This window comes from Bacteroides sp. DH3716P (assembly GCF_025914115.1).
Classification (GTDB): Bacteria; Bacteroidota; Bacteroidia; order Bacteroidales; family Bacteroidaceae; genus Bacteroides; species Bacteroides ovatus.
The window spans coordinates 2,250,938-2,266,728 of record NZ_CP083673.1 but is presented as its reverse complement, the minus strand read 5'-3'; the positions used below and the strand labels follow the sequence as shown (position 1 = coordinate 2,266,728).

The window sequence follows — 15,791 nt, the reverse complement described above, 5'->3', positions numbered from 1 at the left end:
CCGCAATCTTGGTGACCGACACATTCATTTATTGCTGCCACATCAGTCGGATATGGAAGTCATCGCCTCCCATGTTCGCTTTAGCCGCCTGATAATTCTTCAGATTAGTACGCTGCAGAGCAGATGGATATTTAAAGCGTTTCGGCATTTTGTTATTAGCATTTGCGATGCCGGGCCCCACAGGTAACACAGGAAAACCGGTACGGTTATATTCAAACCACTGCTGATAATCGCAGAAGAACAGTGCGACAAACTTCTGGTTCATGATTCGTTCCAGCGTATCATCATAAGCAGCTTCCGGATTTTCAAAATAATGGTCAGGCATTTTCTGTCCCCACTGTTCGATAGCCGCCTGCACTCCCTTCTGATAAGCCTCTTTGGCAGCGCTACTTCCTCCGTCGATCACTCCTTTTTTCAGTAATTCCGCTTTGATGAATTCCACTTCGGCATAAGGCATCATGGCAAGTTTCATAGGTGCCTTCGCCATTTCCTGATTCAGTCCCGAAGCAGTGATTGAAGGCAACGTCTGATAACCGCTGGGCAAACCCACATAATCTTTAGTCTGGTCGGGGAGAGTGACCTGTGTTGCATACACCTGCAGACGGGGATCGTTCCAACCTTTCAGCAGATTAACAAAGAACTCTGAAATCTGAACATAAGAAGTGAAATCCTGTGGACGGGTGAGCGGAGCTTCCTCCGGATAAGTTCCGCTGATGGCAAGCAGGGCAGCATCATCGTTCGATTCGAATACCGGATAAGTGGCGGGATCGGTCAGCATGGTACGCAGCTCCTGTTTCGCGTTGAATTCCGGCACGTCGATCACCCGGAGCAGTGCACGCAGACGGAGCGAGTTGCAGAACTTCTTCCATTTCAAAATACCGGTTGCATCCCCTTTGGACGTCTTGTACAACATTTCGCCCGATTGGTTGTAGATCAACCCGTTAGCTTTGTCGAACAACTCGTTAGCTGTTTTCAGATTGTCGATAATCTGTTGGTACACCTGCTGCTGGGTGTCGAACTTCGGTGCAAGTATTCCCTCGTCGGCGGAGCAGGCTTCGCTCATCGGAATATCACCGAAGGCATCCGTCAGAATCTGGTATAACCAACATTGCAAAGTCAGCGATATAGCATCGTAGTTGGGTTGTTTGGAGGCTTCCGGCAATTTTCCGGTGAGGCGCATCATCTCTTTGGCGTTGTTGATCCATTTATAATAAGTAGTCCATGTGCCGTCTCCTTCGCTGTCCGTCATATACCACCATCCCACACCGTTGGTGCTGCTGGTAGATACGGCGCATTGCATCAGGTCGTAGGTATAGCTGTTGTAGCGTTTCCAGTTGTAGACCGATGTTTCGTATAAAATCGGGTTGAGCAGCGTGCCGGGATTCACCTCATCCATGCGGGTGGGGTCTGTATTGAGTTCGTCGAAGCTGGTGCAGGAAGTCGTGCAGAGAGCTCCGCACAAAGTCATTCCCCATACTATATTTTTGAAAAGTTTATTGGTTTTCATAAGTCAGTGTTTAAAAAGATACGTTAATATTCAGTCCGAAAGTACGTGCCGTAGGCAGTGAGCCCGTCTCCACACCGGTCACCATCGAACTTCCGTTGAGGGCGGCAGATTCGGGGTCGAACAGAGGATAGTCAGTGATACAGAACAGGTTGCGTGCGTAGAGTGCCACCGATGCTTTGCTGAACGGTGTTTTCTTCAGTGTGCTGTTCGGCAACTTGTACTCCAGTCTCATTTCGCGCAACTTGAGGAATGAAGTGTCGAACGTGTTAGTTTCCACATTGGCCATCCGGTAATATTCCTTATAATAACTTTCCACGGTCACCACTTTGGTGTTTGGCGAGTAAGTTCCGTCATCGTTCTTCACTGTTCCCGGAGCAATCATGTACATCCCGTCTTGTGGTGAAAGTCCGGCGGCAGCGATGCGCGGGTCGTCTTTCGACATATAAAATTCCGTTCCCGGCAGACGTCCGTTCAGGGTATGTTGCAGTTTTCCCTGTTCCGTCATTTTGTGGTGCGAGTGCGAGTACATTTTACCTCCCACCTGTCCGTCGAGCAGGACGCTAAGCGTGAAGTTCTTGTAAGAAAATTCATTGTACAGTCCGGCTTTCCATTTCGGATAGGCCGTGCCGACGTATTCGATCTCTCCCGAACGTTCGGGCAATCCGTTGTCGTTGATGACCACATTTCCTTCCGGGTCGCGTACCAGTTTATATCCCCAGAGATCGCCCGTAGTTCCACCCACACGTCCGATGATAGACACACTACCGATACTGCTGATTAACTGGTTCTCATCCGCCCCTTCCGCCAGTGAGAGAATCCGGTTCTCGTTCTTAGACCAGGTGAAAGTAGCATTCCATCGGAAATCCCTGCTGACTACCGGAGTAACGTCCAACTGGATTTCGTAACCGCGGTTGCGGACGCATCCCGAATTGATGGTAGCTTTGCTGTAACCTGTGGTCGGGTCCATCGGAGCATCCAGAATCTGGTTTTTGGTGCGGTTATAATAGAATGTGAAATCGAGTCCGATGCGGTTGTGAAACATACGGAAGTCGAATCCCGTTTCGTAATTGGTCGAAATCTCCGGTTTGAAATCCTGATTATAGAGCGTAGAAGATACGATGGCCGATCCGGGGAAATCGCTCGTGCCATAATAGGGCGATGTCTTGTAAGGGTCTGTGTCATTGCCCACCTGTGCCAGCGAACCTCTCACTTTCAACAGACTGATCTGTTCCGGCAACGTGAACCACTCGTTCATCACTGCACTGACGCTGACCGACGGATAGAAGAAAGAACGGTTACTTTTCGGCAGGGTAGACGACCAGTCATTGCGCCCGGTGACATCGAGAAACAGTTTATCCTTATACGAGAAATTGGCCGTGAAATAAAGACTGTTCAGCGCTTTCTTTTTGATAACCGTCTGCACGTTCGGGTTGGAAACACCGTTTGCCAGTTTGTATACTCCCGGCGTAATCAATCCTACCACCGAGGCAGCCAACATATCGTAGCTTTGTTGCATCATGTTTCCACCTGCCGAAGCGTTGACACGCAATCCGTTGGCGAATGAATCATGGTAAGTAAATAAAGCATCGCTGTTTAATTCATAATCGAACACATTCTGTTTCTTGAAAAACCCGTTTCCGAAAACCACGTCACTGATAGGACGATGCTGTTCGCGTTGGTCGGCTGACAACTGGATACCGGACCGGATCATGAAATCGAATTTACTGTTGATGCGCAGATTGGCAGAAATGGATGATACATTACTGTGTTTCTCCGAAGGATTTTCAGATTCGTATAGAATGACATACGGGTTTCCGATAAAGGAACTGTACGGTTGGAGCTGTTTCACATTTTCCTGTCCGGTACGCCACATCGGACGCAACCAGTCGAGGTTGACATTCGGATTCTGGAAGATAAGGAAGTAGGAGATAGAGTTACTGTTATATCCCAGTGCAGGCGTGTTGTTGAGCTTGCGGTACGTATAACTCGACTTGAAATTAATGCGCAGTGCCCTCGAAATCTGCTGTTGGGCGGAAACCATGGCGGTGATACGCTGGAAACCTGTATTGGGGAGAATCCATTCGTTCTTAGTGTGGGTGATGGACGCCCGTACGCTGCCCCGGTCGGATTTTCCGGTCAAGGCTACCGAGTTGGTCAGGGTGTATCCTGTCTGGAACAAATCTTTGCGGTTGTTTTTGTACGCTACCCAAGGGGTGGCAACAGAAGCGCGTCCCTGCGTTACGGGGTCATATTGGTAGAACAACCTGTTGGCGTCGAAACGTGCTCCGTAGGCGCTACTGGTTCCGCTAGTGCTTGCGTAACTGCCGTCTTCCGCTTTCCCGTAAGAGTAATAGGGCTGGCCTTCGTAGATAGAACCTGCCGGACCGATATTGCTCGGCAATCCCTGTCCGAATTCATACTGGTAATCGGGCCATCTCATCACATCGTCAATACTGAAGTTACCGCTGTAAGACACACCGATACCTTTGGGTGCACCCGCTCCCGATTTGGTAGTCACCATAATCACGCCATTGGCTGCACGCGTACCGTACAAGGCTGTCGCACTGGCCCCTTTTAATACTTGGATGCTTTCGATATCATCCGGATTGATGTCGGAGAATCCGTTACCATAGTCCACGGAAAGTTCGCTGTTTGAACCTGCACCGTAGGCAACACCCGGATTGGTCATCGGACTACTCATCGGTACACCGTCCACTACCACCAATGCGTCGTTTCCGTTCTGGTTCAGCGAGACGTCCCCCCGCAGCGAGATACGGCTCGAATTAAGCGGACCACCGGAAGAGATAACACTCAATCCGGCTACCTTGCCGTTCAGTGCCGTCGACCAGTTGGTGGGCAGGGCACTCGTAATCATATCCCCTTTCACGGTTTCCGTGGCATATCCCAATCCTTTTTCTTCACGTTTGATCCCCAGGGCAGTCACCACCACATCATTCAGTTGTTGCGACTCTTCCGCCAGTTTTACGTTCATCGTATTGCCTGCATAGTTCTTCTGTAGCGTTTTATATCCCACATAACTGAATACAAGCAAATCCTTTTGAGTCAATGTTTTCTTAGTCTTCAGGGAGTAGTTTCCGTCGATGTCGGTCACCGTGCCGTCTGTCGAGTTTTTCACAGCTACGGTAGCCCCGATTAACGGTTCCCCGCCTTCACTTGTGATTTTTCCTTTCACTGTTGTCTGTGCGTATGCAGAGCCACAGCACAAGAGCCCAATCGACAGAGAAAGCAGCCATTTGTTTCTTTTCATAATCTTTTACCTTGCTTCTTTTAATTTATTAAATGAAATAAAGTTATTCACACCCGTGTTTTTGTTTCACGGTGCAAAGGAATGCAAGGCAGATTAAGATAGTATTACAGATCTGTTAACAATCTGTGTTGTGCGATAAATACAAATTAATAAAATAAATGGAGGCACGGATTACACGGTTTTAGTTAATAAAAGAACCGCGTAATCCGTGCCTAATAATCTAATAATAAAAGATTATTTTACTTGATTAGATAGAATACTTACTCTGATACTCTTTCGGCGACATTCCCTCGTGCCGTTTGAAGTACCTTCCTAAATACGACTGATCGGGAAAACCAAGTCGGTCGGCTATTTCCTGAATCGTCAGTCCGGTGGATTGAAGCAACACTTTTATCTCCAGGATGGCAAAGTCGTCGATAATCTTTTTGGCAGCCTCGCCCGTCACGCTTTTGCAAATACCTGTCAGGTATTTGGTGGAGATACACAGTTTGCTGGCGTAGAAAGTCACTTCCCGTTGTGAGATACAGTTTTCATGTACCAGTGCGATGAAATTCTTAAAGATTTCATCCTGCCGGCTTCCTCCTTCGATTTCCTGTCGGTCGAAGTAGCGGTAACACTTATCATAAATATCCAGCATAAACGACTGGAGATGATTTTTGGCGATCTGGTTGCGGAAACGGTTTTCACGATCGTTGTATATAGCTGTTGTGGCACGCATTAACCCGTTGATTGCTCCTGTGCTTTCATCCTTGAGTGTATAGCACGGTTTTTCTTTGATGAACCGGAAGAAGATCGGCTCGAAACGGAGGCAGGCTTCGCGAAACATTTCTTTGGGAAATCCGAAGAAAGAAGCTGTGAAATCGCTGCTGTTGCCATTGATGCGGATAATCGTTCCCGGCAAGAGCACGATTTGAGTGTTTTCTACTATTTCATAGTCTTTCAGGTCGATTGTGACGTGTGCCCATCCGCTTCTGCAAAAATAGATGGCACCCCCTTCCAGTTTCCACAGGCGTTGCATAATTGGAGACAGGTTTTCGTCCATTCCGGCAACGAACGGTTCATGAAGTATGGCTAGGCTAGAGTTTTTTGATTCCATTGTTGTTCTTATTTTGGGTACAAAAATAGGACTTTTTCACTAAATATCGGTTTTAATGTTCCTAAAATGAACAAAACTGAAGATACTAAGTCCAGTTTCCTATGAAGAAAACAGTCTACCTTTGCCGTGTTCAAAAATAGTTAAATAGGTAACAGAAAATGAGTAAAAAGGTATGTAAAGTGAAGCAAGGGCTATTGTTGCTCTGCTGTATGGTAGCTGCTACGGGCTGTAAACAAGCTCCTCCGGCACAAATGGAAACAGAATACGAAGTGATGACCGTTTCTCCGGCCGACCGGATGATTTCAAGCGCCTACTCGGCGACCATCCGCGGACGTCAGGATATTGATATTTACCCCCAGGTAAGTGGTACGCTGACTAAAGTCTGTGTAACGGAAGGGCAGCGTGTAAAGAACGGACAGACATTGTTCATCATCGACCAAGTGCCGTATGAAGCTGCTTTGCAGACGGCAGTGGCAAACGTTGAATCGGCCAAGGCCTCTCTGGCTACAGCGCAACTGACGTATGACAGTAAAGAGGAACTGTATAAAGAGAACGTAATTTCCTCTTTCGATTTGAGTACGGCAAAAAACTCCCTGTTGGCTGCCAAAGCACAGTTGGCACAGGCCAAGGCGCAGGAAGTGAGTGCCCGCAATAATCTTTCTTATACGGTTGTGAAAAGTCCGGCCGACGGAGTGGTAGGCACGTTGCCTTACCGTGTAGGAGCTTTGGTTAGTTCCGCTCTTGCCCAGCCGTTGACTACCGTTTCCGACAATTCGGATATGTACGTCTACTTCTCCATGACGGAAAACCAATTACTGGGACTGATCCGCCAATACGGTTCTAAAGAGGAAGCATTGAAAAATATGCCTGCCATCGACCTGCAACTGAACGATAAGTCAGCCTACTCCGAACGGGGACAGATTGAATCTATCAGCGGAGTGATCGACCGTTCGACGGGTACGGTCAGCCTGCGTGCAGTTTTCCCGAACAAGGAAGGATTGCTGCATAGCGGTGGTGCGGGTAATGTGATTGTTCCTGTTCAAAAAACAGCTGCGCTGACCATTCCACAGGCTGCCACTTTCGAAATACAAGATAAGAGATATGTCTATAAGGTAGTGGACGGCAAGGCTCAATCCAGCCAGGTACAAGTGACCCGTGTCAATGGCGGTCGGGAATTTATTGTAGATGAAGGATTGGCACCGGGAGATGTGATCGTGGCAGAAGGAGTAGGTTTGCTTCGTGAAGGTACTCCGGTCAAGGCAAAGGCTGCTCAAACTCCAGTGGCAGGAGTGACAAATGCTAATCAATCCTCATCAACAGAGACAACAACGAAGTCTCCGGCAACTACTACTGAAAATTAAACCAAGGAGGAATCATTCATGAATTTAAGAACCTTTATAGAACGCCCCGTATTATCGGCAGTCATCTCTATCACGATTGTCGTAGTGGGTATCATCGGGCTGTTCAGCTTGCCCGTTGAGCAGTATCCCGATATTGCTCCGCCTACCATTATGGTGAGTACCACCTATTATGGCGCCAGTGCGGAAACATTGCAGAAGAGTGTTATTGCGCCTTTGGAAGAGGCGATCAACGGAGTGGAAGACATGACCTACATGACTTCCTCCGCCACCAATTCCGGTTCGGTGAGCATCACCGTCTATTTTAAGCAGGGCACAGACCCCGATATGGCGGCTGTCAACGTGCAGAACCGTGTATCACGTGCTACGGGACAGCTTCCGGCGGAGGTAACCCAGGTCGGTGTGACCACTTCCAAGCGTCAGACGAGTATTCTGCAGATGTTCTCATTGTATAGTCCGGACGACAGTTACGACGAGAACTTCCTGTCCAACTATATCAGCATCAACCTGAAACCGCAGATTCTTCGTATCTCCGGTGTGGGCGACCTGATGATTATGGGCGGTGAATATAGTATGCGTGTATGGATGAAACCGGACGTGATGGCGCAGTACAAACTGATTCCGTCCGATATCACCGGTGTGCTTGCCGAGCAGAATATCGAATCGGCTACCGGTTCGTTCGGTGAAAATTCCGATGAGACTTATCAGTATACGATGAAGTACACCGGACGTCTCATTACTCCCGAAGAATTCGGGGATATCGTCATCCGTTCCACCGACAATGGCGAAGTCTTGAAACTGAAAGACGTTGCCGATATCCAACTGGGACAGGACAGCTACGCTTACCACGGTGGTATGGACGGTCATCCGGGTGTATCCTGTATGGTGTTCCAGACGGCAGGTTCCAATGCGACCGAAGTAAACCAGAATATCGACAAACTCCTCGAAGAGGCAAGCAAAGACCTTCCGAAAGGCGTGGAACTGACGCAGATGATGAGCTCCAACGACTTCCTGTTCGCTTCCATTCATGAGGTGGTGAAAACGTTGATCGAGGCTATCATTCTGGTTATCCTTGTGGTGTACGTCTTCTTGCAGGACTTCCGTTCTACATTGATTCCGCTGGTCGGAATTGTGGTTTCCCTGGTGGGTACGTTTGCTTTCATGGCGATAGCCGGATTCAGTATCAACTTGCTGACCCTGTTTGCGCTAGTGCTCGTTATCGGTACGGTGGTGGATGATGCCATTATTGTCGTCGAGGCGGTGCAGGCGCGGTTCGATGTGGGCTACAGGTCGTCATATATGGCAAGTATCGACGCTATGAAAGGTATCAGTAATGCCGTTATCACCTCTTCGCTGGTATTTATGGCGGTGTTCATTCCGGTGTCCTTCATGGGCGGCACTTCCGGTACGTTCTATACCCAGTTCGGTTTGACGATGGCGGTTGCGGTAGGTATCTCCGCTATTAACGCGTTGACTTTGAGTCCGGCTTTGTGTGCATTGCTGCTGAAACCTTATATTAATGAAGACGGAACGCAGAAGAACAACTTTGCGGCACGCTTCCGTAAGGCTTTCAATTCGGCTTTCGATATGATGGTGGATAAATATAAGACGATTGTATTGTTCTTTATCAAGCGCAGATGGTTGACATGGTCGTTGCTGGCTTGTTCCGTGGTATTGCTTGTGTTACTGATGAATAACACGAAGACCAGTCTGGTACCCGACGAGGATCAGGGTGTTATTTTCGTCAATGTGAGTACAGCGGCAGGCAGTTCGCTGACAACGACGGATAAGGTGATGGAACGTATCGAAAAACGCCTGATAGAAATACCTCAACTGAAACACGTGCAGAAAGTGGCCGGTTACGGATTGTTGGCAGGACAGGGTAGTTCGTTCGGTATGTTGATTCTCAAACTGAAACCGTGGGACGAACGTCCGGGTGATGAGGACAATGTGCAGTCGGTGATCGGTCAGGTATATGCGCGTACGGCTGATATCAAGGATGCCAGTGTGTTCGCCATCTCTCCGGGTATGATTCCGGGTTACGGTATGGGTAATGCGCTCGAACTCCACATGCAGGATAAGATGGGCGGTGATATGAACGAGTTCTTCACCACCACCCAGCAATACTTGGGAGCTTTGAACCAGCGGCCTGAAATATCGATGGCTTATTCGACGTTCGACGTTCGCTATCCGCAGTGGACGGTAGAGGTGGATGCGGCTAAATGTAAGCGTGCAGGTATCACGCCCGACGCTGTGTTGAGTACGCTGTCCGGTTATTACGGTGGGCAGTATGTGTCCAATTTCAACCGTTTCTCTAAAGTGTACCGTGTCATGATTCAGGCCGATCCGGTGTTCCGTTTGGACGAAACTTCCCTCGATAATGCTTTTGTGCGTATGTCGAATGGAGAGATGGCGCCATTGAGCCAGTTCGTTACGCTGACCCGTAGCTACGGTGCGGAATCGTTGAGCCGTTTCAATATGTATAACTCCATTGCGGTAAATGCGATGCCGGCCGACGGATATAGTACGGGAGACGCCATCAAGGCTGTGCAGGAAACTGCCGAACAGTCTCTTCCGAAAGGCTATGGCTATGATTACGGAGGTATCACCCGTGAGGAAAACCAGCAGAGCGGTACGACGATCATTATTTTCGGTATCTGCTTCCTGATGATTTACCTTATTTTGAGTGCGCTTTATGAGAGCTTCATTATTCCGTTCGCTGTGCTTTTGAGTGTGCCTTGCGGATTGATGGGTAGCTTCCTTTTCGCCTGGATGTTCGGACTGGAGAATAATATTTATCTGCAAACAGGTTTGATTATGTTGATCGGTCTGCTGGCGAAGACGGCTATTTTGCTGACGGAATATGCTGCCGAACGTCGTAAAGCAGGTATGGGGCTGATTGCTTCTGCGGTCAGTGCGGCTAAAGCCCGTCTGCGTCCGATTCTGATGACGGCATTGACGATGATTTTCGGTCTGTTCCCGTTGATGATGTCAAGTGGAGTGGGAGCCAACGGTAACCGTTCATTGGGTACGGGTGTAGTAGGTGGTATGACCATCGGTACGTTGGCGTTGCTCTTCATCGTGCCTACTTTGTTTATTGCTTTCCAGTGGTTGCAGGAACGTTTGCGTCCCGTGCAGAGCGTCCCGACGCATGACTGGCAGATTGAAGAAGAAATCAAAGTGAGCGAGGAAGAAAAATCTAAAGCTGGAAAAGAATAATTGATGATTAAAGGTTTTAGACCTGAATTAAAATAAGAACTAATGAGAAAAATAATCATTCTGTCCGCAGCAACGCTTATATTGAGTAGTTGCGGTATCTACAATAAATACAAACCGGTATCGGAAGTTCCCGAAGGACTTTACGGCAGCGAGTCTGTTGCTGCCACCGATACGGCAAACTTCGGTAACCTCTCGTGGCGGGAGGTCTTTACCGACCCTTATCTGCAGAATTTGGTGGATTCGGCACTCTTGCGCAACACCGATATGCAGACTGCCCATTTGCGTGTGAAAGAAGCGGAAGCCACGCTGTTGACGTCCAAACTGTCTTATCTGCCTTCTTTGTTTCTGGCACCGGAAGGAGCTGCCAGCAGCTTCGACCGTGGAAAGGCTACACAAACTTATTCGCTGCCCGTGACTGCTTCGTGGGAACTGGATATTTTTGGAAAGGTGACAACAGCAAAGCGTCGTGCGAAAGCTGCCTACGAACAGAGCAAGGAATATGAACAGGCTGTCAAGACGCAGTTGGTAGCATCCGTTGCCAATACGTATTACACCTTGCTGATGCTCGATTCGCAGTATGAGATAGCTGTGGCTACCGAAGCTGCCTGGAAAGAAAGTGTAAATGCCACCCGTGCCATGAAAAAGGCCGGGATGGTGAATGAGGCCGGACTGGCGCAGACGGAGGCTACCTACTTCAATATATGTACCACCGTACTCGACCTGAAAGAGCAAATCAATCAGGCGGAAAATTCACTGGCACTTTTACTGGCAGAAACTCCTCACAAAATACAGCGTGGCAAATTGGGAAATCAACAGTTGCCGGAAAACTTCTCCGTGGGTGTTCCCTTACAGATGCTTGCCAACCGTCCTGACGTGCGTAGCGCAGAATTTTCGTTGGCACAGGCTTTCTATACCACGAATGCCGCCCGTGCCGCTTTCTATCCTTCCATCACGTTGAGCGGCAGTGCAGGATGGACCAACAGTGCAGGGAGCATGATTGTCAACCCGGGTAAGTTCCTGGCCTCCGCCGTGGCTTCCCTGACGCAGCCTTTGTTTAATAAAGGAGCGAACATCGCCCAACTGAAAATAGCGAAAGCCCAACAGGAGGAAGCCCGCCTTAGTTTCGAACAGACCTTGCTGAACGCAGGCGTGGAAGTGAACGAGGCACTGGTGCAGTACCAGACTGCCCGCGAGAAAGCCGACTACTACAACAAGCAGGTGGCTTCCCTGCAAACAGCAGCCAAGAGCACAAGCCTGTTGATGAAACATGGCAACACCACTTATCTGGAAGTATTGACCGCCCAACAGACGTTGCTCAACGCGCAACTGTCACAAGTGGCGAACCGCTTTACTGAAATCCAGGGCGTAATCACTTTGTATCAGGCATTGGGTGGCGGCCGTATGTAGGGAGGTATGTATGAATCCAGAAACACTGCGTTGCCGGATACTCGACTACACCAAGCGGGAAATGTACCAGCATGGTGCCGACGGGTTGACGATGGATGATATAGCCAGGGGAATGAAGATGTCGAAGCGGACACTCTACAAGCTCTTTCCCAGCAAAACGAGTCTGTTCCGTGTCTGTCTTTCTGATTTTGCCAACGGAATCAGAAGCCGGATCCAGCAAAAACAGATACGGATGGACAGCTCGTGCATGGAGGCACTTTTCATCACAGTGGATGGCTATCTCACCCTGCTTCATTCGCTGGGGAAGAAGTTGCTGATGGATATTGCTGCCGACAGGGAATACCGTGCTGCTTTCGAGCGGGAGGAGGCTTTCTGGTTGCAGCAGTTGATTGATGTCTTGACGCATTGTAAGATTTGCGGTTATCTGCTTCCCGGAGTCGATCCCGACCGTTTTGCACCGGATTTGCAGGAGGTCATCTACCAGAGCAGCTTGCAAGGCACCCCGTACCTGGTACAGCGTATGTTGAACTATACGCTTCTGCGGGGGCTTTTTAAGATGGACGGTATCCGTTATATTGACGAACACCTGAAACCTGATAATTTGAATGTTTGTGTATGAAGAGAAAGAGGTGGACTACCCTGCAAAGGGAGCTCACCTCTTTTTATTTTCTTCGTTCGTAAACGGTTGGTTACAACATAGTGCCTTTATGAATCCGATTACTTTATAACCCTTCGATTATGCTTAAAGGTAAATCGGTACATTCGGCGATAGACTCATTGTCTATCCCTTTGGCTTTCATGTTCCGGGCTATTTTCAGCTGGGTTTCTTGTGCACCTTTTTGTTCAGCTGCATCCATTGTCACCAAATAATCTCGGTACACTTTGACGCTATTGTCGTATCGCTCCCTGTCTTCCGGAGACATAGAAGCCACATCAGCGATATCTTCCAATTTCTCGAAGACAGCTTTTCGTGCCTTGAACGGCATGCGTTTTAAAGTTTCCATATTATTTAATATATAAATCCAACGTTCAAAATTCGTTTCGCATTCCTCTTCGTTTTTGTTGAAGAGAGGGAGGGCGATAAAGATTTCCCGGAACTTATCCGAGAAGAGTTCTCCTGTTTCCCTGTCACTTAGAATAACATCTGTGCGGAGTTTTATGTTCTTGTCGATAATGAAATTCATCAAGAAAACTCCGTATACGGCTTTTATTTCAAACTTCCATTCATTGCCTACCCTTCCTTGATTGATGATGGCACGCGATAAATAATAAATCGAGCGTTCTTTGAAGTTGCTTTGCATACGGTTCTGCATTTCAACGATGATTTTTTCGCCTGTGTCCGTGGTGCAATATACATCATAGATAATACCTCGTCCTTCCGGATAGAGCGGCAATTGCTCATTATTCAAAAACTGTAAGTCCGTTATCACTCGTTCACCTTCGAGCAGGTCGTTCAGAAATTCGATTAGTAAATCCTTAGACACTTCTCTGCCGAATATTAGTTTGAATCCGTAGTCGGTGAACGGATTGATAAATTTACTCATTGTTTTGGGTCGCTTCTTTTTATGTTTTGCAAAGAGACGTTTCTCTTTATACATAAAAAAGAGGCTTTTTCTTCGTACTACAAAGGTACGATAATTCTTGGTTTTCCATCCCTTTTGCAGTAAAAATAAAAGGTTCCTTGTTTATAGGCAGACTTTTCCGCTTTATCTTCCCCTGATTAGCTTTTTCAGTGTCCCGTTGTAGGTGTTTTCAAATTCCGTCGGATGATTGAGTGCCCAAAGAATGTAATCACCCGGTTCATTCTTTTTGAGTAGGGTAGGGCGGTATTGGGAACTAAGAATTTTCCATAAAATACCGCCGGGGCCTCCCAATTCTTTACGTCGGGCAAGGGCGACAATCGCTTTTACGGTCTGTTCGTTCCGGATGCCGATAGTTTGCATATTAAGTAGAAGTATAGCTTCCGAGCCTCCTCCCGCTTGCATCCCTTCCGAAACCGTTTCTTTTCCAATCGATTTATCCAAAGACAAACCCTCTACAACGACAGGCGAAGCCTGAAAAACGCTGTTTGACGGAACGGGCGGCATGCTCCTCTCATTCTCCTTTCCGTCTTTTCCTTCCCTCTCTGTCTCTATGTCTTTTTTTATTTCAGGTTTGATTTCATTTTCCATATTCCTTTCCTGTTTACCTTTGATATCTGTATCCGTTTCTTCTTTTGTTTGTGGCATTGTTGTAGCAAATTCATGGGGTTTTGTAACATCTTTGCCGGAGTCATCCGTATTTTCCGGTTCTATTTCACTACTCTCCTCCTTGATAATCCAGAAATGTTCCAGGGGTAATTTATATTTTCTCCGGCTGTCGGTGATGATTTTATGATATTGTTCCTGAATCGCCTGTGAAGTCAGTACGCCATACTCCTTATATATAAGATCATCGAACAGCCCCACTGACAGGCAATCATCAATGATGGCCTGCATTTCCTCCTCCCCGCAACACGCTTCCTGGGCGATGTCGAAAAGAGTGTCTTTGTTCCACAAAATATAATAACCTTTTTCTTTATAGATGAGGCAGAGCAGCGAAGTGAGTGCGGCAATCCCTGCCGCGTGGTGGCGACAGGAGATGCGGCGTACTTTTCTGTCCTGCAGAAAATTGACATCGAGGGGGAAATAATCTAATCCGGGTTTGGAAATGCGGGCCATGATGATAAAATGCTGGTTGTAAATGGTTGATTATTACTGAATAAATTCTGCTTTTACATCGAAGCAGGGGCAAGATTTTATATACTCGTCAGGTGAGATAATGCCGTCTCCATTGAGGTCAGGACTGGTGTCCCGATGCCCTATCACCTGCTTCAGAGAAGGGAAGACAAGGCGCAAATCTTCTACCAGCCGGACGAGCGCTTCACGTTGCGCTTCCGTTCGTGTGTCGGCAGGCCGGCCGTTCCTGTCCAATCCGCCAATGTAGCAGATGCCGATAGACCGATGGTTCCAACCTGTACAATGCGCTCCGTCGAGAGCAACATCTCTTCCCGGTTCTATCGTACCGTCGAGACGGATGACGAAATGATAACCGATAGAACGAAAACCACGTTGACGATGCCAGCGGTCGATGTCGGTAGCGGTAAAATCCTGTCCCGCACGAGTGGCGGAACAGTGGATGATGATCGTGTCTTTCATGGCAGAATCCTCCTTTCCTGTTTGCAGACGGCACGTGAGATAACCCCGAACGCAATAGCCTCCTCTTTGGACAGTTGGCGGTAATATTGCTTTGTTACTGAATGGAGCACCGGAGAGAAGGGAGCATCCATCGGCGGCGTTGTCGTTTGATTAGGCATGGTGGGCCGATTAGGTATTGTCGTCCGATTAAGCACTGTGGTCTGGTTAGGCCTTGTCTGAACCATAATAAAAGCATCTCCCCGATGATGTTGCACACGCAAGGCGTGTTGTTTCACGCGGTCCGGATGCTTTAGTTGGAGGATAAGCCAGTTTCGGTGCGCAGGCTTCAGACGTTCCTCTCTGACCATTTCTTTCATAGACGGGTAGGCACGCAATACTTTCCCCGTTGCATCCGTAACGGCGAAAGGTGTTTGATGAGATCCCACTCCCGTACGTCGTAATCCCGTCCGGATGGCGTGCATCATATTGGTGTATGCATCGCACCATTCGAGGTTTGACACGTGGTTGTTCATCGTATTGCCATCGAGGTGGTTAATCTGTGGCAGCTGCTCCGGGTTGGGGATGAATGCTTTGGCAACCAAACGATGAATTTTGTATTCGATACAAACACCTTTATTCGGCAGTATGACAGTTTCGTAACCGGTCCCCATGATTTTGGCACAAAGGATCAACTTTGATCTGCCCTTGAAACTCAATACCCGTCCGTGATCTGAAATCATATAGTCGGGGTTTTCTTCAATAAATCTCCAATTTTCCATAC

At 48.1% G+C, this 15,791-nt stretch carries 11 protein-coding genes; 4 read left to right on the top strand and 7 right to left on the bottom strand.

All coding sequences use genetic code 11. The annotated features are described in order from the left end of the window. Positions 1-28 precede the first annotated feature (28 nt). From KQP79_RS08215 to KQP79_RS08205, 3 genes are all read right to left on the bottom strand, one after another. Positions 29-1,507: a SusD/RagB family nutrient-binding outer membrane lipoprotein gene (locus KQP79_RS08215; protein WP_004296736.1), complete on the bottom strand. Its 1,479-nt coding sequence runs from the start codon at positions 1,505-1,507 to the stop codon at positions 29-31. Between the two features lie 10 nt (positions 1,508-1,517). After that, positions 1,518-4,775 carry a SusC/RagA family TonB-linked outer membrane protein gene (locus tag KQP79_RS08210; protein WP_004321754.1) on the bottom strand — a complete coding sequence of 1,086 codons (3,258 nt, stop codon included), beginning with the start codon at positions 4,773-4,775 and terminating at the stop codon, positions 1,518-1,520. 247 nt (positions 4,776-5,022) lie between these two features. Continuing rightward, positions 5,023-5,871 (bottom strand): helix-turn-helix domain-containing protein, encoded by an 849-nt coding sequence (locus KQP79_RS08205; protein WP_004296739.1) that lies wholly within the window; start codon positions 5,869-5,871, stop codon positions 5,023-5,025. Positions 5,872-6,029: 158 nt separating this feature from the next. On the opposite strand from KQP79_RS08205, the gene KQP79_RS08200 reads away from it, so the two are divergent. The 4 genes from KQP79_RS08200 to KQP79_RS08185 are packed head-to-tail and all read left to right on the top strand — an operon-like array spanning position 6,030 to position 12,474. Next, on the top strand, positions 6,030-7,232 hold the full coding sequence (locus KQP79_RS08200) for an efflux RND transporter periplasmic adaptor subunit (RefSeq protein WP_004296740.1): 1,203 nt from the start codon (positions 6,030-6,032) through the stop codon (positions 7,230-7,232). An 18-nt stretch (positions 7,233-7,250) separates the two neighbouring features. Next, entirely contained in the window at positions 7,251-10,448 is a 3,198-nt protein-coding gene (locus KQP79_RS08195; RefSeq protein WP_004296741.1) for an efflux RND transporter permease subunit, read from the top strand. A gap of 42 nt (positions 10,449-10,490) precedes the next feature. After that, positions 10,491-11,855, top strand: coding sequence for a TolC family protein (locus tag KQP79_RS08190; RefSeq protein ID WP_004296742.1), 1,365 nt, complete (start codon positions 10,491-10,493; stop codon positions 11,853-11,855). Positions 11,856-11,865: 10 nt separating this feature from the next. Further along, on the top strand, positions 11,866-12,474 hold the full coding sequence (locus KQP79_RS08185) for a TetR/AcrR family transcriptional regulator (protein WP_004296744.1): 609 nt from the start codon (positions 11,866-11,868) through the stop codon (positions 12,472-12,474). Positions 12,475-12,577: 103 nt separating this feature from the next. Here the strand turns inward: KQP79_RS08185 and KQP79_RS08180 are convergent, their stop codons facing one another. The 4 genes from KQP79_RS08180 to KQP79_RS08165 form a co-directional block, all read right to left on the bottom strand. Continuing rightward, complete coding sequence (locus KQP79_RS08180; protein WP_022200246.1) at positions 12,578-13,399, bottom strand: Rpn family recombination-promoting nuclease/putative transposase; 822 nt, start codon at positions 13,397-13,399, stop codon at positions 12,578-12,580. A gap of 162 nt (positions 13,400-13,561) precedes the next feature. Beyond that, positions 13,562-14,554 carry a DUF4373 domain-containing protein gene (locus tag KQP79_RS08175; RefSeq protein WP_004296747.1) on the bottom strand — a complete coding sequence of 331 codons (993 nt, stop codon included), beginning with the start codon at positions 14,552-14,554 and terminating at the stop codon, positions 13,562-13,564. Between the two features lie 33 nt (positions 14,555-14,587). After that, positions 14,588-15,031, bottom strand: coding sequence for an N-acetylmuramoyl-L-alanine amidase (locus tag KQP79_RS08170; RefSeq protein WP_004296748.1), 444 nt, complete (start codon positions 15,029-15,031; stop codon positions 14,588-14,590). Beyond that, positions 15,028-15,789, bottom strand: coding sequence for an HNH endonuclease (locus tag KQP79_RS08165; RefSeq protein ID WP_004296749.1), 762 nt, complete (start codon positions 15,787-15,789; stop codon positions 15,028-15,030). The genes KQP79_RS08170 and KQP79_RS08165 overlap by 4 nt, the downstream gene beginning before the upstream one ends. Positions 15,790-15,791: the final 2 nt, after the last annotated feature.

What these genes read in the sequence shown, in the direction of transcription:
- KQP79_RS08215 (WP_004296736.1), bottom strand. Translation starts at nt 1,507, where the DNA reads ATGAAAACCAATAAACTTTTCAAAAATATAGTATGGGGAATGACTTTG.
- KQP79_RS08210 (WP_004321754.1), bottom strand. Translation starts at nt 4,775, where the DNA reads ATGAAAAGAAACAAATGGCTGCTTTCTCTGTCGATTGGGCTCTTGTGC.
- KQP79_RS08205 (WP_004296739.1), bottom strand. Translation starts at nt 5,871, where the DNA reads ATGGAATCAAAAAACTCTAGCCTAGCCATACTTCATGAACCGTTCGTT.
- KQP79_RS08200 (WP_004296740.1), top strand. Translation starts at nt 6,030, where the DNA reads ATGAGTAAAAAGGTATGTAAAGTGAAGCAAGGGCTATTGTTGCTCTGC.
- KQP79_RS08195 (WP_004296741.1), top strand. Translation starts at nt 7,251, where the DNA reads ATGAATTTAAGAACCTTTATAGAACGCCCCGTATTATCGGCAGTCATC.
- KQP79_RS08190 (WP_004296742.1), top strand. Translation starts at nt 10,491, where the DNA reads ATGAGAAAAATAATCATTCTGTCCGCAGCAACGCTTATATTGAGTAGT.
- KQP79_RS08185 (WP_004296744.1), top strand. Translation starts at nt 11,866, where the DNA reads ATGAATCCAGAAACACTGCGTTGCCGGATACTCGACTACACCAAGCGG.
- KQP79_RS08180 (WP_022200246.1), bottom strand. Translation starts at nt 13,399, where the DNA reads ATGAGTAAATTTATCAATCCGTTCACCGACTACGGATTCAAACTAATA.
- KQP79_RS08175 (WP_004296747.1), bottom strand. Translation starts at nt 14,554, where the DNA reads ATGGCCCGCATTTCCAAACCCGGATTAGATTATTTCCCCCTCGATGTC.
- KQP79_RS08170 (WP_004296748.1), bottom strand. Translation starts at nt 15,031, where the DNA reads ATGAAAGACACGATCATCATCCACTGTTCCGCCACTCGTGCGGGACAG.
- KQP79_RS08165 (WP_004296749.1), bottom strand. Translation starts at nt 15,789, where the DNA reads ATGGAAAATTGGAGATTTATTGAAGAAAACCCCGACTATATGATTTCA.